This is a genomic window from Halomonas sp. WWR20 (assembly GCF_054602495.1).
In genome coordinates, this window is sequence record NZ_JBTRHR010000005.1 from 348,827 (window position 1) to 371,308 (window position 22,482).

The following is a 22,482-nucleotide window of genomic DNA, read 5'->3' on the forward strand; positions in this document are numbered from 1 at the left end:
TGGCAGGCCTGCTCCGGGCAGGATCTGCCGCTTGTTTCTGGCGTGTGACGCATCGATGCTGATGGAGCCGCCCTGCGGGGCGGCTCTCCTTTGCCCGGGTGCCGGTGCTTGCCCGTGCCGGTCCGCGTCAGCATCTTTCAAGTCCCGAAGGGCTTACTATATACAGGGTTATCCAAGGGGTTGGTCATGTCACGCAAGTTGTCCCGCACCGATCATTTGATTCATCAGTTCGATACCGTACTGCGCACGCTGATGCCGCATGCCGCTCAGGCTTCGCGGCCGTCCCCGGCGCTGAGTGAACAGGACGGGGAAATGAGCGAGGAGGAGCGGCGGCATGCCGCCGGTCTGATGCGCATCAATCACACCGGAGAAGTATGTGCCCAGGCGCTGTATCAAGGGCAAGGCATGACGGCCACGTTGAGCGAGACTCGCGAGAAGATGGAGCAGGCGGCGCAGGAGGAAGTCGATCATCTGGCCTGGTGCGACACTCGGCTGCAGGAGCTTAACAACCGCACCAGCTATCTCAATCCGCTGTTCTATGCGGCGTCCTTCGGCATGGGTGCCCTGGCCGGCGCGGTGAGCGACAAGGTCAGTTTGGGCTTCGTGGCGGCTACCGAGGAGCAGGTCGGCAAGCATCTCGACGCGCACCTACGCAAGTTGCCGATGGCTGACAGGCGTTCGCGTGCCATTCTCGAGCAGATGCGCGAGGATGAGGCCCATCATGAACACATGGCGCTCGAGGCGGGGGGACAGGCATTTCCGCTACCGGTCAAGCTCGGCATGCGCTTGATGTCCAAGGTGATGACCGAAAGCGTGTATCGGGTATAGGCGTAAGCTAACTGCACCCGCAAAAGCCCCGCCGAGGACGTTCGGCGCGGCTTTTATTACGCTCGGCGGAAACGGCTGTCAGTTCAGGTTGGCGCGAGTAGAAGATCTCAAGCCTTTCACGACGCGGGCGGCTTTCGATGTCCGCGGCTTCCACGAAGGCAATATTTCGACGGGGCGTGCCGAACCGGAACCCGAGCAGATGCGTGCGGTATGCAGGAAGGCGCATATTGTGCCCATCCGAGGGGCCGAGGCATCTGCTGGTGCATTCCTTTTACGTGCTAGTCGTCGGTGCCTCAGTCCTCGACGATCTCATAGGAGTGAGACATCTCGACGCCGCCTTGGGCGAGCATGATCGAGGCGCTGCAGTACTTCTCGGCCGAAAGCGCCACGGCACGCTTGACCTGCGCCTCCTTGAGCCCTCGGCCGGTGACGGTGAAGTGCACATGAATCTTGGTGAAAACGCTGGGTGTCCCGTCGAAGCGCTCCGCTTCCAGCGCCGCGACGCAGTCGGTGACCGGCGCGCGTGCCTTTTCGAGAATCTGAATCACGTCAAAGGACGTGCAGCCACCCAGCCCCATCAGCATCATCTCCATCGGGCGCGGTCCGGTGTTGCGACCGCCATGGTCGGGATGGCCGTCAATGACCACGCTGTGGCCGCTGCCGGACTCGGCGACGAACTGGCGTCCATCGGTCCACTTGACGCTGGCTTTCATTGAATCGATTTCCTTCTTCATTAATGAACGTGTCGATCGGCTGTCGGCGGCGCTCAATCGTGCCTATGAGGTGCGCAGCATAGCATGCTGGGCGGGATATGCGGGGCCGGTCCCGACGGGGCTTATGCCGTACGCAGCCAGGCGTCGAGAGCCGCCAACCGTTGTGGCGTGCCTACGTCGACCCAGTGGCCTGCGTGATGGGTGCCGCCGATTCGATCGGCGTCCATGGCCTGAAAGAGCAGCGGTGCCAGCTTGGCGGGTTCACCCGGCGGCAGGTCGCGGACCAGGGCCGGGGCGATCAGGCCGATACCCGCATAGGTCCGTCGCGGGTGACCCCGACGCTGGACTCTCCCCGCTGACGTAAGGTGGAAGTCACCGTCGGGGTGATGTTCGGGATTATCGACCAGCACCAGGTGGGCGAGATCCCCTCCCAGGGGGGGAATCGCGCGGAGATCGAGATCGCACCAGACGTCGCCATTGATCAACAGAAACGCCTCCTCGCCAAGCAGCGGCAGGGCCTGGCGAAGCCCTCCGGCGGTTTCCAGCGGTGTGGGCTCACGGCTCCAGGCGATCGAGAGGCCGAAACGGCTGCCATCGCCCAGCGCCGCGACGATCTGCTCGGCGCGGTAGCTGACGTTGATGACCACCTCGCGAATGCCGGCGGCGGTCAGCCGTTCCAGGTGATGCATAATCAATGGCTTGCCCCCGACCGCCAGCAGAGGCTTGGGACAATGGTCGGTCAACGGGCGCATCCGGGTCCCGAGTCCGGCGGCAAGAATCATTGCCTTCATGATGCGTTTCCTGAGATGCCTCGAGCCCGGAGCTCCGTGCATAGCCTGGGGGCGAAGGTGTCGTCCAGCCAAGTGATGAAGTCGGCATGTTCCGGCCAGGGGGCGAGTCCTTCGCGAAGATGTTCGAGAAAACGTGGCATCCAGGCCAGGTAGCCGGGCTTGTCATCGCGCAGCGCCAGGCGAGAGAAGATGCCCAGCACCTTGAGACAGCGCTGTGCGCCCATCTCCTCGGTCATGCGTAGGAAAGCGGCAGGAGTCATGGCGTCGAGCCGTCCGGCAGCGGTCGCCCGAAGGCGGAACGCCTCCACCCATTGCGCGAAACGCTGCTGTGGCCAACGCCGATAGCGTCCGCGCAGCAGTGATACGAGGTCGTAGGTGATCGGGCCATGCACGGCATCCTGAAAATCGATCAGCCACAAGCGCTGCTCGTGGATCATCAGGTTCATGGCGTCATAGTCGCGATGTACCGCGACCCTCGGCTGTGCCAGTGCCGCTTCGATCAACCGCTGGCGGGTCTCGGGCCACTGCCGCGGCGGCTCCATCCCCAGCAGATGGTTCAAGCACCACTCGGGAAACAGGTCCAGTTCCCGCGTCAGAAGGGCACGATCGTAAACGGGCAGCGAGCCGGCAGGAGCCTGTTGCTGGACTTCTTCGAGAAGAGCCATGGCGCGCTCGTACCACAAAGCCGCCCCGTTCTCGTCATCCAGATGCAGGTGCATGGCATCATTGCCAAGGTCCTGCAGTTCGAGAAATCCCGCCTCGAGGTCCTTCGCGTAAAGCCGGGGGACGGGGAGCCCTTGGGCATGCCAGTCTTGGGCAATCGCGACAAACGGCTGGCTGTCTTCCTTGTCGGGAGGCGCGTCCATGACAATGCGTGTCTCGCCGTTTGGCAGGGTGAGACGAAAATAGCGGCGAAAGCTGGCATCGCCGGCGGCGAGCTCCAAACGGATGTCATCGCCGCGCAGGGTATGGTGGCGGGCGAGCCACTGGCGCAGCGTGTCCAGGCGATGAGGCATGAAGGCTCCTGGGGGTCGAGGCATGAGTCGTTCGAGGATGTTGACGGGGTCGGTTCGTCACCGCATGCTGACGATTCCCGATGGCGAGCTGTCGCGCCACGCTCATGGCCATGCAGGACGCATCACCAGTGGCCATAGTGGAAGACGCGCGCCACGGGGTCTGTATAATACCGATTCCACTCGGCAAGGACACAGAGGATTATGGGCCAGCGCTTTTTCTGGACTGCCCTCACCGGCCTGATCACCACCACCACCGTCCAGGCAGCGCCGCCGGCTCCGCTTCCGGCCGATCAGCTCGACTGGCAAGCGTGGGGCGACAGTCCGCCGGCGGGAGCGCTCTGCAGCGGACGCTATATCGAGCCCGCCTATCGCCTCGCACCCAGCGAGATGCCGGAGCAGATACTCACCGACTCGGCCAGTGCCGAATATGGCGAAGGCGGTGAAACCCTCCTCAGTGGAGAGGTCATCCTGCGCCGAGGGGAGTATCAGCTCGAGGCACCGCAGGTACGGGTCAATGCTGCGCGCGACACGGCATTTGCCGAGGGGCCTCTGACGGCGCGCTATCCTGGGCTGCTGGTGCGCGGGGATGATGCCTCGATGGCGTTGGATGGCGACGCCGCCGCGATCGAGGACGCGCACTACGTGATCCATGATCAGCGCGTACGTGGCGATGCCACACAGCTCGCACGTCTCGAAGATGGCCGCTATCGGCTGACCGAAGCCAGCTTTACCACCTGCGAGCCGGGAAGCCAGTTATGGAGTCTGGTGGGTAACGATGTGCTGCTCGACCGCGAACAGGGCTACGGCACCGCGCGTCATGCACGCCTGGAGGTGGGCGATGTTCCGGTATTCTATTGGCCCTGGGTGCGCTTTCCGATCGACGATCGCCGTCAGTCGGGCTTTCTCTGGCCTACCTTGGCGATTTCCGGCGATGGCTTCGATTATGCCCAGCCCTATTATCTGAATCTGGCGCCCAACTACGATGCGACCCTGACGCCGCGCTGGATCACCAACCATGGTTTCATGCTGGGCGGCGAGTTCCGCTACCTGTTCGGTAGCGACGAAGGCATCGTCGAAGGTGCCTATCTCGGCTCCGACCGGGGCGGGGAAAGCAACAATCCCAATGACCCCGACGATGCCTTCGAGGGCGAAAGCCGCTGGTACTTCGATTACCGCCATCAGGGCGCCTTCAGCGAACGTCTCGATTATGCGCTGCGCTACGGCGCGGCCAGCGACGGTCGTTACTTCGAGGACTTCGGGCGCAACTTCGGCGAGAGCGAGACCGAATACATGTCGCGGTTGAGTCGCCTGACCTATCATGGCGCGACATGGTTTCTCGATGCGCGGGCGCAGGGTTACCAGAATCTCGACTACCCGCTCCATGATAATGACAAGCCGTTTTATCGCCTGCCCAGTCTGACCGCCAATGCACGCTGGCAGCAGGACAATGGTCTCTATCAGGAGTGGAATTCCAATGCCACCTATTTCTGGCGCGATGTGAATGAGGCGAACCCGAGCATTCCGATTCGCGAAGCCGCCAACGGTTCACGCCTGCATCTGACGCCGGCACTCGGCTGGCGTGCCCAGCCGAGCTGGGGCTTTCTGGAGCCGCGGTTCCAGCTGTGGCAGACCGAGTATCAGTTGGACTACGGCAACCGTGACACGGCGCGCGACGAGAGCCTTTCACGTACCGTGCCGGTCTACTCGGTGGATTCGGGCGTGATCTTCGAACGCGACACGACGCTGTTCGACACTGCCTTCCGTCAGACCCTGGAACCGCGTCTGTATTACGCTTATGTGCCGGAGCGCGACCAGAGCGAATTCCCTGACTTCGATACCGACGAGCGGGCGTTTTCCTGGAATCGTCTCTGGTCGCCTTACCGCTTCGTAGGGGCGGACCGCATCGGCGATGTCAATAAGCTCTCCTATGGAGCGTCGACGCGCTTTCTGGAGGACGACACGGGGCGCCAGCGGTTGGCGTTATCGATGGGGCAGAGCGCGTACTTCTCGGATCGCAACATCGATATGGCAGGAGATCCGGACACGCTGCCGGATCGTGACACTAATTATGAACGCTGGTACAACGCGACCCGCGACCGTTCTCCCGTGGTCACTCAGCTCGACTGGCAGATGACCGATCGCTGGAGCAGCCGTTACGAATGGTTCTACGATCCCGAACGCTCGCTCACCGAAAAGACCTCGGCTTATCTGCAGTATCGTCATCCGTTGGGCCATGTATTGAACCTTGGCTACCGTTGGCAACTCCAAGGCTTCGATCCATCCGGTGAGCCGGAAGATCAGCTTGGCTATGACCGCGAGGACTTCGATGTCTCCTTTGCCTACCGGGCAGGTCCGGGCTGGGACGTGATCGGACGTTATCTCTACGACAACACCAACAAGCGTGCCCTGGAACAGCTTGCCGGGGTGCAGCTCAACGACTGTTGTTATGGCGTTCAGGTGGTGTGGCGTGAGTGGATCGAAGACAACGACACCTCCAACACCATCGATGACGATTACTCCGACCGTGGCCTCTTCCTGCGCTTTGTCTTCAAGGGGCTGGGCGGTGTCGGCCAAGAAGCCGATAGCTATTTCGAACAAGCCATTCCCGGTTACCAGGCTACCCGTTTCTGAATCAAGTGAGGTTTTCATGCGCTGTAGATTGTTCGCTTCCCTTGGGCTGACGCTGGCGATGCTGATGGCGTCGCTGGGCGCTGTGGCCCAGGTGGAACCGCTGGACCGCATTGTCGCGGTAGTCAACAAGGACGCCATCATGGCCAGCGAGCTCGAGGATCGCGTGACGCAGACGCGCAGCCAGCTGCAGGCGCGTAACATCCCGATGCCTTCGGCGGAAGCGCTGCGTCAGCAGGTGCTCGATCGCATGATCGTCGAGCAGATCCAGTTGCAGATGGCCGAGCAGGCCAATCTGTCAGTGGACGATACGCAGCTGAATCGCACTCTGCGGGGTCTTGCCGAAGAAAACGGCATGACGCTGGACCAGTTTGCCGATACGCTCGAGCAGCAGGGACTGTCGCTAGCGGTCGTACGTGACCAGGTGCGCCGCGAGATGCTGCTGCGCGAGCTGCAGCAGCGCCGTGTGGCCAGCCGGGTCACGGTCTCCGACCGCGAAGTCGACCGTTATCTCAATCAGCAGGGCCAGGGGGCCAACGTGGCCTATCGCCTCGCCCACATCCTGGTGGCGGTGCCGCAGTCGCCCAGCCCCGAGCAGGTTCGTCAAGCGCAGGAGAAGGCCCAGCGGCTTTATCAGCAGCTTGAGCAGGGCGCCGATTTCCAGCAACTGGCCGTCGCCGAATCGGATGGCGGTCAGGCCCTGGAAGGAGGCGATCTGGGATGGCGCCCGGCAGCCGAATTGCCGAGCATCTTCGCCGATGTGGTGCCGCAGCTTTCCGTTGGCGAAGTCAGCGCGCCACTGCGCAGCCCCAGTGGCTTTCACCTGGTCAAGCTGGTGGATCGGCGTGGTGGAAACCAGAGCCAGCAGCAGGCGCTGATCAACGAAGCGCATGCCCGGCATATCCTGATCGAAACCAACCCCAGCCGCGATGATGAGCAGGCGTTGGCGCTTGCCGAGCAGATTCGTCAGCGACTCCAGTCGGGTGAGGACTTCGCAACGTTGGCGCAGCAGTATAGTGACGACAAGGGCAGTGCGCTGAACGGCGGCGATCTGGGCTGGGTGCGCCCCGGACAGACCGTGCCGGCGTTCGAGGAGGCAATGAACACGCTCGAGATCGGGCAGGTGTCGTCACCGGTGCATTCGCGTTTTGGCTATCATCTGATCGAGGTGCTCGAGCGTCGCCAGCAGGATGTCACCCGCGAGGCGCAGCGCGAGCAGGTTCGTCAGACGCTGTTCCAGCGCAAGGTCAACGATGAGCTGGAGGCCTGGATTCAGGAAATCCGCGCGGGAGCCTACGTCGACAATCGGCTGGAAGAGCCGTCTTGAGGGTAAGTCCCGTACTGGCCCTGACCACTGGCGAGCCGGCCGGGATCGGCCCCGAGCTGGCGTTGATGCTGGCCCGCGACTGGCGACACCTGGACTCGCCGGTGGTGGCCGTCGGCGACCCCGGGCTGCTGCGCGCGCGCGCCGCTCGCCTGGCACCTGATGTCACGATCGTACCGCTTGCGCCCGGCGAGCCAGTCCCTTCACCGCGTGCCGGTTATCTGCCGGTATGGCCGGTGACGCTGCGTGCCCCGGTGACGCCCGGTGTGCTCGAACCGACCAACGCTGCCTACGTGCTCGAAACCCTTGATAGGGCGATTGCCGCCTGTCGCGACGGCCGGGCCGGCGCCATGGTCACCGCGCCATTACACAAGGGCATGATCATCGAGGGGGGCTATCCCGGCTTCACCGGACACACGGAGTATCTGCGCGATGCCTGCGGCGTCGATGAGGTGGTCATGATGCTCGCCACTTCCAGTCCCCGACAGACGCTGCGGGTTGCTCTGGCCACTACACACTTGCCATTGCGTAATGTGGCGGATGCCATCAACGGCGCGGGGCTTGAACGTGTCCTGAGAATTCTGGTCCAGGATCTGCGCAAGTACTTTGCGCTGGCCACGCCGCGTATCGCCGTGTGTGGGCTCAACCCGCATGCCGGCGAGGGGGGGCACCTGGGACGGGAAGAGCTCGATGTCATCATCCCTACTCTAGAGCGTCTGCGCGATGAAGGGCTTGAGCTGACCGGACCTTTGCCGGCGGATACGCTGTTCACTCCGCGTCACCTCGATGTCTGCGATGCCGTTCTTGCCATGTACCACGATCAGGGCCTGCCGGTGTTGAAATATGCCGGGTTTGGCCAGGCGGCCAATATTACCCTGGGGCTGCCGATCGTGCGCACGTCGGTGGATCATGGCACGGCATTGGATCTCGCCGGCACCGGGCAAGCCGACGCCGGTAGCCTGCGGGTCGCCCTCGATATCGCGGCCGACATGGCCCGCAGCGCCGCCAGCGCTTGAGTCGAAATCTGCAAGGATACCTTAACTGCATGTCAAGCCGTCCCCCGGCCCATCGGGCCCGCAAACGTTTCGGGCAGAACTTCCTGCGCGATGTCGGCATCATTTCGCGTATCGTGCGTGCCATCCATCCGCGTCCCGATGAGCGCCTCGTCGAGATCGGGCCCGGACAGGGGGCGCTCACCGAGCCGCTGCTCGAGGCCACGGGTCATCTGGAGGTGGTCGAGCTCGACCGTGACCTGATACCCGGCCTGCGGGTACAGTTCTTCAACTATCCCGGCTTCGTTATTCATGAGGGCGACGCGCTCAAGTTCGACTTCTCGGCCTTGGCTGCCCAGGGCGAGGGTGAGTACAAGCGTCTGCGGGTGGTGGGCAACCTCCCCTACAATATTTCCACGCCGCTGATCTTTCATCTACTACAGACGCGTGACGCCATTCATGACATGCATTTCATGTTGCAGAAGGAAGTGGTAGAGCGCCTCGCGGCCGAGCCTGGCGGTGCCGACTGGGGGCGGTTGTCGGTCATGGCCCAGTACTACTGCCGGGTAGAGTCGCTGTTCATCGTGCCGCCGGAGGCCTTTACGCCGCGCCCCAAGGTGGATTCCGCCATCGTTCGCCTGGTCCCGCATACGCAATTACCCAGCCCCGCTCATGACGAGGCGCTATTCGCGACGCTAGTGCGCGAAGCCTTCGGCCAGCGGCGCAAGACTCTGCGTAACAACCTCAAGGAGCGTATCGAGGCCGCGACGCTGGAACGGCTCGGTATCGATCCCGGCCGCCGACCGCAGACATTGACGGTGGAGGAACTGGTCCGTATTGCCAACCACCTAGCGGGAGAAGCGAAATGAGCGAATTGTCGGAAAGCGTCCAGGTCGAAGCGGTGCCTAGCTATCGCGCCGAGGAATCCTCGCCCGGCGAGAAGCGCTTCGTGTTCAGCTACACGATCACCGTGCACAACCGTTCGCAGCAATCGGTGCAGTTGTTGGCGCGCTACTGGAAGATCACCCAGGGGTGCGGCAAGGTGCAGGAGGTGCGTGGCAAGGGAGTGGTCGGCAAGCAACCGCTGATTGGGCCGGGCCAGAGCTTTCGCTACACCAGTCGTGCGGTACTCGAGTGTCCGGTCGGGGTCATGGAAGGTATCTACACCTGCATCGATACCCTGGCCCAGCGCCCGTTCGATGTGGTGATTGCACCGTTCCGGCTCGCCGGGCTCAACCAGATACACTGATTCAGGCGACATGGCGTGAGTGCGCGCCATGCGTCGTTTACGCATCGCCACGGGAGTGACATGACGACCTACGCCATTGGCGACCTTCAGGGTTGCTTTGTGGAATTCGAAGCGCTATTGACGCGCCTGGCCTTCAATCCTGAACGCGACCGGCTGTGGCTGGCCGGAGATCTGGTCAATCGCGGGCCGGCGTCGCTGGAGTGCCTGCGCGCAGTGAAGCGACTCGGTGATTCGGCGAAAGTGGTGCTGGGCAACCACGACCTGCATCTCTTGGCCGTCGCCCACGGCATGGCCAGGGCCAAGCGCTCGGATACGCTGGAAGCGGTCCTGGAGGCGCCGGATCGTGTCGAGTTGCTTGACTGGCTGCGTATGCAGCCGTTGCTGGTCACCGACAGCGCTCTTGATGCGGTGATGGTGCATGCCGGCCTGCTGCCGCAATGGTCGCTGGAGAGGACCTGCCGTCTGGCGGCCGAGGCCGAGGCCATCCTGCATGGCGACCGGTTGGTCGACTTCCTGGCGGTGATGTACGGTAACCTGCCGGCGCGCTGGTCCGACGATCTCGAAGGTGTCGATCGCTGGCGGTTCATCGTCAATGTGTTGACGCGGATGCGTTTCATCGCCGCCGATGGTACGTTGGACTTCAGCGCCAAGGAGGGGCTGGACAGCGCCCCGGCAGGCTTCGCGCCGTGGTTCACGTATCCGCGGGATGACGATCCGCGCATCATCTTCGGTCACTGGGCGGCACTGGAAGGCCATGCGCCCGATGCCACGGTACGTGCCGAGGCGTTGGATACCGGCTGTGTATGGGGCGGTCCGCTGACTGCACTGAACCTGACCACCGGCGAACGCATCAGCGAACCTAGCCATCAGCCAGCGCGAGGGCAGTAGCCGACGATAGTCTGAATTGGCCGCGGCGGCGGTCTGGATCCGATGGTGGCGACGTTTATAGCTATTTTTCCATGGAGAGTCTTGCATGCCTCAGGACAACGCATTCGAACACTTGGCGCCGGCCACCTTGCTGGAGTGGCTGAATGCGGCACACACGCTCACGCTGGTGGACATTCGCGACCCATTGAGCTTCGCCCAGGGCCATATTCCCGGCAGCCGCCACCTGGATAACGCCACGGTAGGCGCGCTAATGGATGAGGTGCCTCGCGACACGCCGCTGGTAGTGGTCTGCTATCACGGTCACTCCAGCCAGCAAGCTGCTGCCTGGCTGGCGGATCAGGGCTTCGATGAAGTGTACAGCCTCGATGGCGGTTTCACCGACTGGGCGTCGCGCCATCCGACGCGCGTCACCGCCTGATACCGCCATGCCCCGGCATAACGATTCCGCCATCGACGGGCTAGCCGTGTATCGCGTGGGCGGTGCGGTGCGGGATACCCGTCTGGGTTGGCCCGTCTATGATCAGGATTGGGTCGTGGTGGGCGCGACGCCGCAGGAGATGCTGGCACGGGGATTCAAGGCGGTGGGACGTGACTTCCCGGTGTTTTTGCACCCGCGTACCCATGAGGAGTATGCCCTGGCGCGTACCGAGCGCAAGCAGGGCCACGGCTATACCGGCTTTACGGTGCATGCCAGCCCCGATGTGTCGCTCGAAGAGGACCTGGCGCGGCGTGACCTGACCATTAATGCCATGGCCGAGACGCCGGAAGGTGAGCTGGTCGACCCTTTCAAGGGCATGCGCGATCTTGAGGCGCGCCTGTTGCGGCATGTCTCGCCGGCCTTTGTCGAAGACCCGCTAAGGGTGCTGCGGACGGCGCGCTTTCTGGCGCGCTATCAGGGGCTGGGATTCAGCATCGCCGAAGAGACGCGGACGCTGATGCGTACACTGGCGGATTCGGGGGAAATCGGCCATCTCGTGGCCGAGCGGGTCTGGCAGGAAACCGACAAGGCGTTGGGCGAGCCGCACCCTGACGCGTATTTTCGCACGCTGGCCGAGTGTGGTGCCCTGGCAGTCCTGATGCCGGTGCTTGCGGCCGACCCGACGGATCTCGAGATCGCCCTGTCGCGAATGATGCGGGTGCCCGAGAATGTCGAGCCTCAACCGTGGCGCTGGGCGCGGCTGTGTGAACATCTGTCCGATACCGATCTCGAGACGCTGCACGATGCACTGCGTATTCCCAATGCCTACCGCGAGCAGGCAAGGCTTGTGGCGCGGACCCGGCAGCTGCGTCTGGCCGTGGCCGGTAAATCGCTGACGGCTGGCATAGCCATGGAGTGGTTCAACCGTGTCGACGCTTGGCGGCGTAGCGAGCGCGTCGCGCCGCTGGTGGAACTGCTCAACTATGAGGCGCCGGAAGTGGCGCGTGACTTGATGCTGGCGTGGCGGCTGGCATCGCAGATAGTTCCCAAGGCGCTGATAGAGGAAGGCTACAAGGGGGCGGCACTCGGGCAGGAGCTGGCACGCAGGCGACACGATGCCATGCTGGCGGCACTCGACGAACCCTAAGCGGAACCTTTTGTATTCTTATCGAGCGCTGGAAATCAGTCGCTCCTGCCATGTGAAATCCACCGGCCACAAGCGCTGAGTGCCGATATCGAAGTGCTCCCATAGCTCATCATAGCGCTTGCCGAGTACCGGATGGCGAGTGCCGGGTAACAGTTCGGCCAGCGGCCACAATACGTAGGCGCTATCGAGAATGTCGCCGCGTGGCAGTGTGACGCCCTCGACGGTGCCGGTCAGTTGACCTACCGTCAGCAGGTCGATATCCAGAGGCTGCGGGCTGAATCGGGGGCTGGCCGGGTCTCTTCCGTGGCGTTGTTCCAGTTGCTTGCTCCAGTTCCGCAGTGCCTCCACCGTGGCGGAGCTGGAAAAGGTCGCGACCAGATTGTAGAAGTTGCCCCCCGCCTGGAAGCCTACCGGCTCGCTTTCGAACACCCGCGATATCCGCAGGTCGGCAAAGCGTGTGTTCAGAGCGTCCAGGCAGGTGCGGATGTGTCGTTCACGCTGGGTATTGCTGCCGATGCCCACCACGACTTGGCGCATGCTTGACGTGAGCGTGTCGGCGTCGCTCATGAGAGTACGCCGCGTTCGATGCTGACCCCCACTGACGCGGCTTTCGCCACGGCGCCAGGCTTGCGTACCGTCAGACGCAGCCAGGGAATCGTGAACTCCTCGCGCAACAGAGCGGCAAGCCGTTCGGCAAAGGTCTCGACCAGCAGGAAATCGTGTTCGGCGGCGAAGCGCTCGATACGTTCGCTGATGGCGGCATAGTTCAGCGTCTTGTCCAGAGCGTCTTGCGCCGCCGCGAGGCGGATGTCGGTAGCCATTTCCAGGTCCAGCGACAGGCGCTGCTTGAGGGTGCGTTCCCAGTCGTAGACACCAATCACGGTTTCCACTGCCAGGGCTTCGATCAGCACGCGATCCACGACGACTCCTTGTATTGGTCAGCCTCCCGGGGTCGCCAGCGAACTGAGGCGGCAGTCGAGAGAATCGAGCTTAATTGTACGTCAGGAAGATGGCAGAATCATAAATCGTGCCGACGAGAATTGTTCATGACTTCATGGTCACCCGTCATGCTGATGGGCCTGTTGATGGGCGTAGGTTATCTGAGTGGTTCCCTGATGGGAGCCATCTGGGTGTGTCGTGCCTGGCAGTTGCGTGACCCGCGTTTCACCGGTTCGTGCAATCCGGGGTTTTCCAATGTGCTGCGCGTGCATGGTGTCTCCCCGGCCCTGGCGACGCTCGCGGTGGATGCTTGCAAGGCCATGCCGGTGTTATGGCTGGCGAAGTTGGCTGGGTTGCCCTTGTGGACCCAGGGCGCTATTGGTCTGGCGGTGCTGCTGGGACATAGCTATCCGCCTTGGCACCACTTTCGCGGCGGCAAGGCAGTAGCGAGCGCTTTTGGGGTATTGCTGATGCTGGTGCCTGGCGTGGCGTTGTTATGTGCCGCTTGCTGGGCATTGCTGGCCTGGCGGGGGCGCACCGCGGCCTTGGCTTCCCTGGCCAGTGCGGCACTGGCACCGTTGGCGAGTTACTTCCTGGCTCGCGAGGCGACGCTGATCGTCAGTTTGTTCTCGGTGCTGGTGTTGGTGCGCCACGCCTGGAACCTGCGCCATCCCGGCCAGAGCGTGGGGCTGGTACTGTCGCAACGTGACACGGAGACGGACAAGGCCCACCAACCCCTCGACGAAGAGCGCTGAGGTCGCGCCTAAAGGCGTTCTGCCTGGGCATTGTCGGGGTGGGCCGTTGGCGGCACGAGCTCGGCCAGCGGCCAGCGCGGCACGGCGCGCATAGCGTCGCTATCCTGCTCTCCGGCGCTCAATCGCTGGGCGCCGACATAGGCGATCATGGCGCCATTGTCGGTGCAAAAGCGCCCGCGCGGATAATAGGCGCGGGCGCCGCGTTTGGCGATTTCATGGTCCAGGCGTTCGCGCAGGCGTTGGTTGGCGCTGACACCGCCGGCCACCACCAGGCGCTTGAGTCCGGTGTCGTCAAGCGCCCGGCGGCACTTGATGACCAGCGTGTCGACCACGGCCTCCTCGAAAGCGCGGGCCACATCGGCGCGCCCCTGCTCGTCGAGCGCTTTGCCGTCGCGCAGGGCGCGAATCGTGGTCAGGGTATGAGTCTTGAGGCCGGAAAAACTGAAGTCGAGTCCGGGGCGGTCCGTCATCGGCCGCGGGAAGCGAAAGCGGCTCGCCTCGCCGAGCTCGGCGAGGCGAGCGATCTGGGGACCGCCGGGGTAGGGCAGTTCCAGCATCTTGGCGGCCTTGTCGAACGCCTCGCCCGCTGCATCGTCCACCGACTCGCCCAATAGGCGATAGCGGCCCAGGCCGCGGACTTCGACGAGTTGGGTGTGACCGCCCGACACCAGCAGGGCGACGAAGGGGAACTCGGGGGGCTCCTCTTCGAGCATCGGCGCCAGCAAGTGGCCTTCCATGTGATGCACGCCAAGCACCGGCACGTTCCAGGCGCGAGCCAGCCCATGCGCCGTCGAGGCGCCGACCATCAGCGCGCCGACCAGCCCGGGGCCCGCGGTATAGGCGATGCCGTCGATATCCGCAGCCCTGAGTCCGGCCTTGTCGAGCACTTCGTCGATCAAGGGCAGCAATTTACGCGTGTGATCGCGAGACGCGAGCTCCGGCACCACGCCACCGAATTCAGCATGCATGGCAACCTGGCTGTGCAGGACGTCGGCGAGCAGTCCTTGAGTGGTGTCATAGAGAGCGACGCCGGTTTCGTCGCAAGAGGTCTCGATTCCCAGTATGCGCATGTCGAGTGGTCCGAGGCTGGCAGAGGCGCGTATTGTACGCTTTTGGGGGGAAGGGGGGCAGGGGCACCACACTTCGAGCAGTGCGATCCATGTTTGCAAAGCTCCGCAGCGGCGACTAGAATACCGGACTCTGCAAGACTGGGTCGTGCGCCTAGGCATCCGAATCCGCATTACTGGGTTCAGGTTCGAAGGTGACTTCCCGATCGGGCTAGCCATCGAACGCGTTGCCAAGGGGCGTGCGTTCAACCGAACTCATGATTCCCAAGGTAGGTGAGTGCTTAATGCCTTCTGTTAAAGTACGTGATAACGAGCCGTTCGACGTTGCGCTACGTCGCTTCAAGCGTTCCTGCGAAAAGGCAGGTGTCCTGTCCGAAGTACGTCGTCGTGAGCATTATGAAAAGCCCACGGCAGTACGTAAGCGTGAAGCTGCCGCGGCAGTCAAGCGTCACGCCAAGAAGTTGCAGCGTGAGCGCAAGCGTTTCGAGCGGTTGTATTGATCCGTACTTGAGGTAGTCCGGGGGTTTTACCATCCTGACGTGCTGCTTCAGAGGGACGCCAAACGGCCGCCATCCGGCGGCCGTTTGTTTTTCTTTGCCTGTATCATTCCGTTTCTTCCTCCAGGCTCTATCTACACGATAATGCGCTCATGCCGCTCGAGAGTCTTCTATGGCCGGACAGATTCCCCAACGCTTCATCGATGATCTGCTCAGCCGTGTTGATGTCGTTGAGGTGGTGGGCGAGCGCGTGCAGCTCAAGAAGGCTGGGCGTAACCATGCAGGCCTATGTCCTTTCCATCAGGAAAAGTCGCCCTCCTTCACGGTGAGCCAGGACAAACAGTTCTATCACTGTTTCGGTTGCGGCGCGCATGGTAATGCCCTGCGCTTTTTGATGGAGTACGACAATCTGCGCTTCCCCGAGGCGGTAGAGGCTCTGGCCTCCCGGCTGGGCATGGATGTGCCTCGTGAAGGCGATGAGGACCCCCATGAGCGAGCGCGGCGCCAGGCACGTGACAAGGCCCGCGAGGAAGGGGGCAACCTGCTGGAACTTGCCGCGCGTTTTTTCCGCGAGCGTCTGGCCATGCCCGAGGCGGCATCGGCACGGGATTACCTCGAACGGCGCGGTCTGTCGCGGGAAGTGCTGAAGGATTTCGGTGTCGGTTATGCCCCGGATAGTTGGGATGCGCTCAGGCACTATCTGGATGGCCATGGTGTCAGTGAGGCGGTGCAGATTGAATACGGCTTGCTGGTGCATCGCGAGGACTCCGGGCGTTGCTATGATCGTTTCCGCGACCGGGTCATGTTTCCCATTCGCGACTGGAAAGGCCGGGTCATTGCCTTTGGCGGGCGGGTACTGGGCGATGCCAAGCCCAAATACCTCAATTCCCCCGAAACGCCGGTATTCCATAAGGGGCGTGAGCTTTACGGGCTCTTCGAGGCGCGCCAGGCCAGTCGCCAGCTCGAGCGCCTGGTCATCGTCGAAGGTTACATGGATGTCGTGGCGCTAGCGCAGTTCGGGATTCGCAATGCCGTGGCCACGCTGGGTACGTCAACCAGCGAAGAGCACCTCCAGCGCCTGTTCCGCCTGGTCGGCGAGGTGGTGTTCTGCTTCGATGGCGATAATGCGGGACGCCAGGCGGCGCGGCGAGCGCTGGAAACCGTACTGCCGCTGATGATCGACGGGCGTCAGGCCCGCTTTCTGTTTCTTCCCGAGGGGGAGGATCCGGATACGCTGGTGCGTCGCGAAGGTCAGCAGGCATTCGAGAATCGTATCGTCTGCGCCAGTCCGCTTTCGGAGTTTCTCTTCGAACAGGCGGCCCAAGGGCGTGATCTCAAACGTATCGAAGAGCGTGAACGCTACGTGAGTACCGTGCTGCGTGCGTTGGAGCGCCTGCCTGATGGCGTGTTGAAATCGCTGCTGCTGCAGGAGTTATCGGAGCGCACGGGGGTCGAGCAGTCACGTTTTCAGGCATTAATGGCCAATTCCGAGCGACAAATTGTTCAGACAGACTACAATTCTGTTACGAAGGGATCGGATGCGCCGGCAGTGGGTGAACGTGAATCCGCTTCGCGCACCCCGCAGCGTAAGGTAAATCGCTCCGGCGTCTTGAGCCTTGCCGCACGCGTGCTGCATTTGCTGATCCATGATCCCTCGTTGGTGGCGCATTTGCCCGAACCGCTGGAATGGTGTCCCGACGATGAGCATGACGGAAGATTGTGCCGGGAAGTGATTCGTCTGGTGCGCGCAGGTGGCTACCGAAGCTCGCAGGTGGTGTTGGCGCACTTTCACGGAACCGAAGAAGGCCAGCGTCTAGTGTCGCTGGCGCAGCGCGAGTTGTTGATGCCGCGCGATGATCGAGCCACCGAGCTGACAGGACTGGTAAGCTTTTTTCAGGAACGTCAGTCAAAGCGTTCGCCGCAGAATGAGTTTGACGCCCTGCTCGCCAAGGAGAAGCGCGGGGAGAGATTGTCCAGGGAGGAGAAGCTGCGCTTGATGACCCTGCTGGCCGAACTCAAGGGTGCAGGCCGTGCTTAGGGCCGGAAAACGCGTAGTCAAGGTTGAATTTCCGCAAAAAGCCACCATGTTGTGGCTAAGCGGAAAAACAGATAGCCGAACACATTAGCATACCTGGACGTCGACGCAAACACGATACTGGCAGTACATTGCGGATACCCGCTATACTGGCTGGCTTGATGGCGCTTCGATCCTATTGATTTACGTCCAGGTGCTTCATTCTTCTTCGTCGAGATAGGGTTTCTATGGCTGGAAATGCGCAGCAGCAGTCACGTCTGAAGGAGTTGATCGCTCGCGGCAAGGAACAGGGCTACCTGACCTATGCCGAGGTCAACGACCATCTTCCTGAGGATATCGCTGATCCTGATCAGGTGGAAGACATCATCGCGATGATTAACGACATGGGCATCAGTGTCGTTGAAGTCGCGCCGGATGAAGACACCCTGATGATGGCGGATCACTCCACTGACGAGTCGGCTGCCGAGGAAGCGGTCGCGGCGCTGGCTGCCGTGGAGAGCGATGTCGGCCGGACCACGGATCCGGTGCGTATGTACATGCGTGAAATGGGGACAGTGGAGCTGTTGACCCGGGAAGGCGAGATCGCTATCGCCAAGCGCATCGAGGAAGGCACCCGCGAGGTGATGTCTGCCTTGGCATTCTTGCCGGGAGCGGTCGACTCCGTGCTTGAAGCATACGATGCCACGCAGGATGAGGAGGCGCCTGGACGCCTGTCCGATCTGTTTTCGGGCTTTATCGATCCGGACGAAGGGATTCCCGGTGTTGCCGAGGCGGAAGTGCCCGAAGAAGATCCGAGCACTGTCGACAGCGATATCGACAGCGATGCTGACGATGACGACGACGGTACTGACGAGGAAGAGGAGACCAGCAGCGGTCCCGACCCGGAGGAAGCGCGGGCGCGCTTCGAGCAGATCCGCGAACAGAACGCAGCGGCCCAGGCTGCGATCGCCAAGCATGGTCCCAAATCGCCGGAGGCGAGTGTCGAGCAGGCGCGCCTGGCCGAGCTGTTCTCGCCGATCAAGCTGGTGCCCAAGCATTTCGAACGGCTTGTAGGGCAGGTACGCATCAGCGTCGAGCAGGTGCGGGATCAGGAAAAGGCCATCATGCAGGTCTTCGTCAAGCAGGGGAAGGTGCCGCGTAAGACGTTCATTAGCGAGTTTCCCAGCAACGAATCCAATCCCGGATGGCTGGATGCGTTCCTCGCCAAGCATGCCAAGTACGCCGATCAGCTCGAGCCGTTCCGGGGCGATATTCAGCGTGCACAGCGCAAGATCGCCTTCGAAGAGCAAATCGTTCAGTTGCAGGTGCCGGAGATCAAGGAGATCAACCGTCGCCTTTCCATTGGCGAGGCCAAGGCGCGCCGGGCCAAGAAGGAAATGGTCGAGGCCAACCTGCGTCTGGTGATTTCCATCGCCAAGAAATACACCAACCGCGGATTGCAGTTCCTGGATCTGATCCAGGAGGGCAATATCGGCTTGATGAAAGCCGTGGATAAATTCGAATATCGTCGTGGCTATAAGTTTTCGACATATGCGACCTGGTGGATTCGGCAGGCGATTACCCGTTCCATTGCCGATCAGGCGCGCACCATTCGTATTCCGGTGCACATGATCGAGACTATCAACAAGCTGAACCGCGTTTCGCGCCAGATGCTTCAGGAGATGGGCCGTGAGCCGACACCCGAAGAGCTGGGTGAGCGTCTTGAGATGCCGGAAGACAAGGTGCGCAAGGTGCTCAAGATCGCCAAGGAACCGATCTCCATGGAGACGCCGATCGGTGATGACGACGATTCGCATCTTGGCGATTTCATCGAAGACGGTACCATGGTACTGCCGATAGATTCCGCTACCGACGAGGGGCTGATCGAGACCACGCGCAATGTGCTGGGTGGGCTGACGGCTCGCGAAGCCAAGGTGTTGCGGATGCGTTTCGGCATCGACATGAATACCGACCACACGCTTGAAGAAGTCGGCAAGCAATTCGATGTGACCCGTGAGCGTATTCGTCAGATAGAGGCCAAGGCGTTACGCAAGCTACGTCATCCGTCCCGTTCAGACTCGCTGAGGTCGTTTCTCGACGAATGATGGCACGACGAGTGACGATATAAGACGCCCGCACGTATTGAACCGCACCCCGAAGGTTGGATATCAAGCCAGCCTTCGGGGTGTCTTGGTTCAGGGGCTCGTGCACAGCGCTTATCGTTGCCGCAGCTGGCGGCGGGCCAGTAGCAGCAGTTCGATCACGGCAAACAGTAGCAGTGCGTAGCCGAACAGCTCGGTGATTTCTTCGGCGAGATCCTTGAATATCCGGATAAAGTTCTCCTGCATAAGCGTTTCCCAGAACTCGCTACGGCCGAAAAGGCGTGAGAAGACATAGGTACAGAGAAAGCCCGCCGCAAACAGGCCAAAGGAAAAGCTGTCTGCATAACGCGCAAATTCCTCAATAAACGCCTGGCGATTGCGAATCACGACAAACAGGCAGGGCAGTACCACGAGTGTCACCAGTACCTGCCAGGCACCATCGAATACGTATTCATCGAGAAAGGCATCCTGTTCGCGAATAAGGGAAGCACAGAGAAAGGCGAACATCAGCAGGGCCAGGCAGCGAAAATGACGTAACCCTTGGTAAAGGTAGATCAGCAATAGCGAGGAGAGCCCCAGCAACAAGCTTTGCATGTACTCGGTGAAGCCCCTCTCACTGAAGCGCACCGCAATCGGATTGCCCGCTTCGTTATACACTCCCTGCATCAATGCGACGATGAAAAGGATATAAAGCGCCGCGCGCAGGCAGCTCGCCTTGAAACTGATGCCTCCCCCGGGGGGATGGTCTGGTGAAATCATAGAGTTGGTCTTAACCGTACATGACAGTGTATTAGCGGGTTAGGTATGCCTGGCAGCGCGGGCAGCCAGCACAAGGCGCAGCGACTCCGCGAGCGGAAGGCCATGCGTGCTGGGTCATTTTAGTCATGGTGAATGAACAAGTCTTTCACTTTGGCATTTTTAGGCCAAGTTCCGCTCGCCGATGATAAGGATCAAGGACAGTTCAGGTGCAATATGCGACCATAGACAGTGGGTTGGTTGGGTAACTTTCAAGCTGATGGCCATCAAGTACAGTGCAGAACCGAATGATGGAGCTGCACCTGGCTTTCCAACAAGCGCTTGACCGGATCACCTCGGACGTCTGGCGGCTTGCAAAGGATATTGCCAGGCACTATGCCGCCATTGAAAAGTGATAGTGAGATGAGCGAACAAGATAGTTGCATCATTCGTTACTTCAATCATTACGCCACGCTATCTGCAAGGGACAAGGAATTGCTGTGGTCACTTGAGCGCAGCCCGGTGGAGGTGGGCAGAAGCGACCTGTTGTGGAAGGAGGGCGACAGAGCGGATCATTTCTGCACCCTCTCCGAGGGGTGGGCCTATTCCTGTCGCCATCTGGAAGATGGTTCACGCCAGATTCTGGAAGTCTTTCTGCCTGGCGATATTATCGGCTTGCGGGAGTTCGCTTTTCAGGAGCGCTTGACGACGGTGGAAATGATCGGTGAGGGGGTTATCTGTCGCTTTCCTCATCGGCATCTGGTCGATGTCTTTCATGAGTCGGGGACTCTTTCCACTATCTTTTTCGCCATCTCGTCGCATCACCAGGCAATGCTCACCGAACGCTTGGTGAATTTGGCGAGGCGTACTGCCCGGCACAAAATCGCCCATTTTCTCTATGAGCTTTATATGCGCCTGCTGCGTACGCAGTCGGCGCCGGTTCGTCGTTTTCGCTTACCTCTCTCTCAGCAGCAAATTGGCGATGCTCTGGGGCTCTCTGCGGTGCATGTCAGCCGGACGTTCACGGTATTCCGCGAGGAGGGACTGGTGCTGCGAGAGCGTCAGTGGATCGACCTGCCCGACCCCGAGGCGCTGGCACGGGAGGCGAGCTTTATCGAGCATTATCTGGATGACAACGTATCGCACCTGTTCGAGCGGACGCCGCCGAACCCCGCTATCGAGTCGGTGGCTACCGATAATATCGCCAGCTGATCCCGCGGGCCGCGGCAGGGCACTATCGTAGCGACAGATGCTCGACCAGGAACTCCACGAACAGGCGGATCTTGGGCGAAAGATGACGGTGACGTGGATAGACCACCCATACCGCAGTGCCCGCATACAGATAATTGTCGAGTACCGAGATCAGCCTTCCACTGGCGAGATGCTCCTCGACGTAATAGTCCGGCAACTGAGCGAGCCCCAGCCCCTTGAGCGCCGCATCTAGCAGTGCCGGGCCGGAGTTGGCCTGCCAGCGTCCGGTAACGCGTATTTCCCGACGCGTGCCGTCGATGTCGAACAGCCAGCTATCACGTGACCCCAGTAGACAGTTATGTGCTGCAAGCTCCGCCAAGCTATGCGGGCGCGAGACCTGTTCGAAATATTCTCGTGATCCCACGACATACTCGCGGCGATCGCACAGACGCCGGGCAATCAGGCTGGAATCCTTGAGCACCCCCATGCGAATGGCAATGTCGTAGCCTTCATCGATCAGTTCCACCTTGCGGTTGGTGAAGTGCATGCGAATTTCCAGCTGCGGGTACAAGCGCTGGAAATCGTTGACCAGAGGAGCGATGTAACGCTCGCCGAACGTTGTTGCACAGGTCAGCTTGAGAATGCCCCGGGGGCGGGCCTGGAGTTCGTTGATTGCCGCTTCCGCTTCACGAAAGCCATCGAACAGGTGCCGGCAGTGCTCGTAGTACAGAGTGCCAGCATCGGTCAGGCGGGTCTGGCGCGTGGTGCGATACAGCAGTTGCGTGCCGAGTTGGCTTTCCAGTTGCCCGACAAGACGACTGATGTGCGAGCTGGAGACTTTCAATTGGCGGGCGGCGGCGGAGAATGTGCCGAGGCGCACCACTTCGACGAAGGCTTCGATACGGTCCCAGCGCTGCATTGTTGCTCCTCTGCAATAATCTTATGAGTCCAGCCCCATTTATCGCACCCGTTGGCCTCGCCTACACTGAATGCAAAGTGCAGACTGCCATCGTATGCCAATCGTGACGAAACGTCGTGGTGCGAGGCAAAAATCCCGATCAAGGAGTGTGTTGAATGAAATCACGAGCCGCTGTCGCCTGGGAAGCCGGCAAACCCCTGGACGTCACCGAGATCGATGTCGAAGGGCCGAAGGCGGGGGAAGTCCTGGTGCGTATCGTCGCCACCGGG

At 61.4% G+C, this 22,482-nt stretch carries 22 protein-coding genes and 1 pseudogene; 15 read left to right on the plus strand and 8 right to left on the minus strand.

Annotated elements, in window-relative coordinates; all coding sequences use genetic code 11:
• Positions 1 to 186 precede the first annotated feature (186 nt).
• The gene (coq7, locus tag ACW4DH_RS12105) at positions 187 to 828 is read left to right on the plus strand and encodes a 2-polyprenyl-3-methyl-6-methoxy-1,4-benzoquinone monooxygenase (RefSeq protein ID WP_459636645.1); all 642 of its coding nucleotides are present in this window, start codon (positions 187 to 189) and stop codon (positions 826 to 828) included.
• A gap of 293 nt (positions 829 to 1,121) precedes the next feature.
• Here the strand turns inward: coq7 and ACW4DH_RS12110 are convergent, their stop codons facing one another.
• From ACW4DH_RS12110 to ACW4DH_RS12120, 3 genes are all read right to left on the minus strand, one after another.
• Positions 1,122 to 1,541: an OsmC family protein gene (locus tag ACW4DH_RS12110; RefSeq protein WP_459636646.1), complete on the minus strand. Its 420-nt coding sequence runs from the start codon at positions 1,539 to 1,541 to the stop codon at positions 1,122 to 1,124.
• Between the two features lie 122 nt (positions 1,542 to 1,663).
• Positions 1,664 to 2,332, minus strand: a complete 669-nt coding sequence (gene murU, locus ACW4DH_RS12115; protein ID WP_459636647.1) for an N-acetylmuramate alpha-1-phosphate uridylyltransferase MurU — start codon at positions 2,330 to 2,332, stop codon at positions 1,664 to 1,666.
• Entirely contained in the window at positions 2,329 to 3,348 is a 1,020-nt protein-coding gene (locus ACW4DH_RS12120; RefSeq protein WP_459636648.1) for an aminoglycoside phosphotransferase family protein, read from the minus strand. The genes murU and ACW4DH_RS12120 overlap by 4 nt, the downstream gene beginning before the upstream one ends.
• A gap of 201 nt (positions 3,349 to 3,549) precedes the next feature.
• On the opposite strand from ACW4DH_RS12120, the gene ACW4DH_RS12125 reads away from it, so the two are divergent.
• The 8 genes from ACW4DH_RS12125 (at position 3,550) to ACW4DH_RS12160 (ending at position 11,994) form a co-directional block, all read left to right on the plus strand.
• Positions 3,550 to 5,979 (plus strand): LPS-assembly protein LptD, encoded by a 2,430-nt coding sequence (locus ACW4DH_RS12125; RefSeq protein WP_459636649.1) that lies wholly within the window; start codon positions 3,550 to 3,552, stop codon positions 5,977 to 5,979.
• A 16-nt stretch (positions 5,980 to 5,995) separates the two neighbouring features.
• Positions 5,996 to 7,303 (plus strand): peptidylprolyl isomerase, encoded by a 1,308-nt coding sequence (locus tag ACW4DH_RS12130; RefSeq protein ID WP_459636650.1) that lies wholly within the window; start codon positions 5,996 to 5,998, stop codon positions 7,301 to 7,303.
• A complete protein-coding gene (gene pdxA, locus ACW4DH_RS12135) occupies positions 7,300 to 8,316 on the plus strand; it encodes a 4-hydroxythreonine-4-phosphate dehydrogenase PdxA (RefSeq protein WP_459636651.1) in 1,017 nt (338 codons plus the stop codon). The genes ACW4DH_RS12130 and pdxA overlap by 4 nt, the downstream gene beginning before the upstream one ends.
• 29 nt (positions 8,317 to 8,345) lie before the next feature.
• On the plus strand, positions 8,346 to 9,161 hold the full coding sequence (gene rsmA, locus ACW4DH_RS12140) for a 16S rRNA (adenine(1518)-N(6)/adenine(1519)-N(6))-dimethyltransferase RsmA (RefSeq protein ID WP_459636652.1): 816 nt from the start codon (positions 8,346 to 8,348) through the stop codon (positions 9,159 to 9,161).
• The gene (gene apaG, locus ACW4DH_RS12145) at positions 9,158 to 9,541 is read left to right on the plus strand and encodes a Co2+/Mg2+ efflux protein ApaG (RefSeq protein ID WP_459636653.1); all 384 of its coding nucleotides are present in this window, start codon (positions 9,158 to 9,160) and stop codon (positions 9,539 to 9,541) included. Before rsmA ends, apaG begins: the two co-directional genes overlap by 4 nt.
• Positions 9,542 to 9,601: 60 nt before the next feature.
• Positions 9,602 to 10,429, plus strand: a complete 828-nt coding sequence (locus tag ACW4DH_RS12150; RefSeq protein WP_459636654.1) for a symmetrical bis(5'-nucleosyl)-tetraphosphatase — start codon at positions 9,602 to 9,604, stop codon at positions 10,427 to 10,429.
• 85 nt (positions 10,430 to 10,514) lie between these two features.
• Positions 10,515 to 10,847, plus strand: a complete 333-nt coding sequence (gene glpE, locus ACW4DH_RS12155) for a thiosulfate sulfurtransferase GlpE (protein WP_459636655.1) — start codon at positions 10,515 to 10,517, stop codon at positions 10,845 to 10,847.
• Positions 10,848 to 10,854: 7 nt separating this feature from the next.
• Positions 10,855 to 11,994: a polynucleotide adenylyltransferase gene (locus ACW4DH_RS12160; RefSeq protein WP_459636656.1), complete on the plus strand. Its 1,140-nt coding sequence runs from the start codon at positions 10,855 to 10,857 to the stop codon at positions 11,992 to 11,994.
• Between the two features lie 18 nt (positions 11,995 to 12,012).
• Here the strand turns inward: ACW4DH_RS12160 and folK are convergent, their stop codons facing one another.
• Positions 12,013 to 12,561, minus strand: a complete 549-nt coding sequence (gene folK / locus ACW4DH_RS12165) for a 2-amino-4-hydroxy-6-hydroxymethyldihydropteridine diphosphokinase (RefSeq protein WP_459636657.1) — start codon at positions 12,559 to 12,561, stop codon at positions 12,013 to 12,015.
• Positions 12,558 to 12,914, minus strand: coding sequence for a dihydroneopterin aldolase (gene folB, locus ACW4DH_RS12170; RefSeq protein ID WP_459636658.1), 357 nt, complete (start codon positions 12,912 to 12,914; stop codon positions 12,558 to 12,560). Before folB ends, folK begins: the two co-directional genes overlap by 4 nt.
• A gap of 126 nt (positions 12,915 to 13,040) precedes the next feature.
• On the opposite strand from folB, the gene ACW4DH_RS12175 reads away from it, so the two are divergent.
• Positions 13,041 to 13,688, plus strand: a complete 648-nt coding sequence (locus tag ACW4DH_RS12175) for a glycerol-3-phosphate acyltransferase (protein ID WP_459636659.1) — start codon at positions 13,041 to 13,043, stop codon at positions 13,686 to 13,688.
• 8 nt (positions 13,689 to 13,696) lie between these two features.
• Here the strand turns inward: ACW4DH_RS12175 and tsaD are convergent, their stop codons facing one another.
• Positions 13,697 to 14,758 (minus strand): tRNA (adenosine(37)-N6)-threonylcarbamoyltransferase complex transferase subunit TsaD, encoded by a 1,062-nt coding sequence (gene tsaD / locus ACW4DH_RS12180; protein ID WP_459636660.1) that lies wholly within the window; start codon positions 14,756 to 14,758, stop codon positions 13,697 to 13,699.
• A 281-nt stretch (positions 14,759 to 15,039) separates the two neighbouring features.
• Between tsaD and rpsU the strand changes: the two genes are divergently transcribed.
• The 3 genes from rpsU to rpoD all read left to right on the plus strand — a co-directional run bounded on the left by rpsU (position 15,040) and on the right by rpoD (position 19,371).
• Positions 15,040 to 15,255 carry a 30S ribosomal protein S21 gene (gene rpsU / locus ACW4DH_RS12185; protein WP_459636661.1) on the plus strand — a complete coding sequence of 72 codons (216 nt, stop codon included), beginning with the start codon at positions 15,040 to 15,042 and terminating at the stop codon, positions 15,253 to 15,255.
• 169 nt (positions 15,256 to 15,424) lie between these two features.
• Positions 15,425 to 17,290 (plus strand): DNA primase, encoded by a 1,866-nt coding sequence (dnaG, locus tag ACW4DH_RS12190; RefSeq protein ID WP_459636662.1) that lies wholly within the window; start codon positions 15,425 to 15,427, stop codon positions 17,288 to 17,290.
• Positions 17,291 to 17,514: 224 nt separating this feature from the next.
• Positions 17,515 to 19,371, plus strand: coding sequence for an RNA polymerase sigma factor RpoD (rpoD, locus tag ACW4DH_RS12195; protein WP_459636663.1), 1,857 nt, complete (start codon positions 17,515 to 17,517; stop codon positions 19,369 to 19,371).
• 111 nt (positions 19,372 to 19,482) lie between these two features.
• Here the strand turns inward: rpoD and ACW4DH_RS12200 are convergent, their stop codons facing one another.
• Entirely contained in the window at positions 19,483 to 20,127 is a 645-nt protein-coding gene (locus ACW4DH_RS12200) for a hypothetical protein (protein ID WP_459636664.1), read from the minus strand.
• A 399-nt stretch (positions 20,128 to 20,526) separates the two neighbouring features.
• Here ACW4DH_RS12200 and ACW4DH_RS12205 point away from each other — a divergent pair, with 399 nt between their 5' ends.
• Positions 20,527 to 21,315 carry a Crp/Fnr family transcriptional regulator gene (locus ACW4DH_RS12205; protein WP_459636665.1) on the plus strand — a complete coding sequence of 263 codons (789 nt, stop codon included), beginning with the start codon at positions 20,527 to 20,529 and terminating at the stop codon, positions 21,313 to 21,315.
• Positions 21,316 to 21,337: 22 nt separating this feature from the next.
• On the opposite strand, the gene ACW4DH_RS12210 is transcribed toward ACW4DH_RS12205, so the two are convergent.
• Positions 21,338 to 22,213, minus strand: a complete 876-nt coding sequence (locus ACW4DH_RS12210) for a LysR family transcriptional regulator (RefSeq protein ID WP_459636666.1) — start codon at positions 22,211 to 22,213, stop codon at positions 21,338 to 21,340.
• A gap of 155 nt (positions 22,214 to 22,368) precedes the next feature.
• Here ACW4DH_RS12210 and ACW4DH_RS12215 point away from each other — a divergent pair.
• Positions 22,369 to 22,482, plus strand: a pseudogene (locus ACW4DH_RS12215) (S-(hydroxymethyl)glutathione dehydrogenase); the annotation flags it as partial.